Origin of the sequence: Stenotrophomonas sp. HMWF023 (assembly GCF_003060985.1) — a bacterium.
Lineage (GTDB): Bacteria > Pseudomonadota > Gammaproteobacteria > Xanthomonadales > Xanthomonadaceae > Stenotrophomonas > Stenotrophomonas lactitubi.
In genome coordinates, this window is record NZ_QAIJ01000007.1 from 1 (window position 1) to 1,097 (window position 1,097).

Sequence of the window (1,097 nt, forward strand, 5' to 3'; positions counted from 1 at the left end):
CCCCCAAGGACGGGTTTACGGCGTCCCCCGCAACCGGCCCCACCCCGCCAAACCCTGGAAACCGATGTTGCTGTTGCTTCGGCTTTTGCTCTTGCTTCGGCTGTTGCTGTTGAGGTTGCCGGCCAGCGGCCGGCACTACCGCGGGCGCCGGGCGCAGCCCGGCCGTATCATCCCTCTCATGCCGCGTGAAAACCTCAACGACCTGCAAGCCTTCGTCCACGTCGCCCGCGAAGGCAGCTTCACCAAAGCAGCCGCCCAGCTGGGCGTCTCCCAGTCCGCCCTCAGCCACGCCATGCGCGGGCTGGAAGAACGACTGGGCGTGCGCCTGCTGACCCGCACCACCCGCAGCGTCGCCACCACCGAGGCCGGTGCTCGCCTGCTGGAAACCCTGGCCCCGCGCCTGGCCGAGATCGAAGACGAACTGGCCGCGCTGGCCGAATATCGCGAGCGGCCCGCAGGTACCATCCGCATCAATGCCACCGGCCACGCCGCCGAATACCTGGCGTGGCCAAGGCTGGCGCCACTGCTGCAGCAGTACCCGGACCTGAAGGTCGAGCTGACCACCGATTACGGCCTGGCCGACATCGTCGCCGAGCGCTACGACATCGGCATCCGTCTCGGCGAACGCCTGGCACGCGACATGGTGGCGCTGCCGATCAGCCCGCCGCTGCGCATGCGCGTGGTGGGCGCGCCGTCGTACTTTCGCCAGCACGTGGCGCCGATGCACCCGCACGATCTGGCGGGGCACAACTGCATCACCCTGCGCCTGCCCACCCATGGCGGCCTGATGCCATGGGATTTCGGCCAGGACGGCAACGAGCTGAGCATCCGCGTCTCTGGCCAGTGGACCTTCAACACGATGGGCATGACGCGGGCAGCAGCGCTGGCTGGCAGTGGCCTGGCCTGGCTGCCTGAGGACCAGGTGCAGGCGGCCCTGCAGGAGGGCCGGCTGCAATCAACACTGGATGACTGGTGCCCGCACTTCGACGGCTACTACGCGTACTACCCGTCGCGCCGGCATGTCACCGTGGCGATGCGCACCGTGCTTGATGCGCTGCGCGGGCCGATGGCAGGGTGAGGCGTGCGGACCAACGGTC

1 protein-coding gene is annotated in these 1,097 nt (G+C 68.7%); it reads left to right on the forward strand.

The window, feature by feature from the left end; all coding sequences use genetic code 11:
* The first annotated feature begins 178 nt into the window (after positions 1-178).
* Positions 179-1,078 (forward strand): LysR family transcriptional regulator, encoded by a 900-nt coding sequence (locus DBR20_RS00095; RefSeq protein WP_108264748.1) that lies wholly within the window; start codon positions 179-181, stop codon positions 1,076-1,078.
* Positions 1,079-1,097 lie beyond the last annotated feature (19 nt).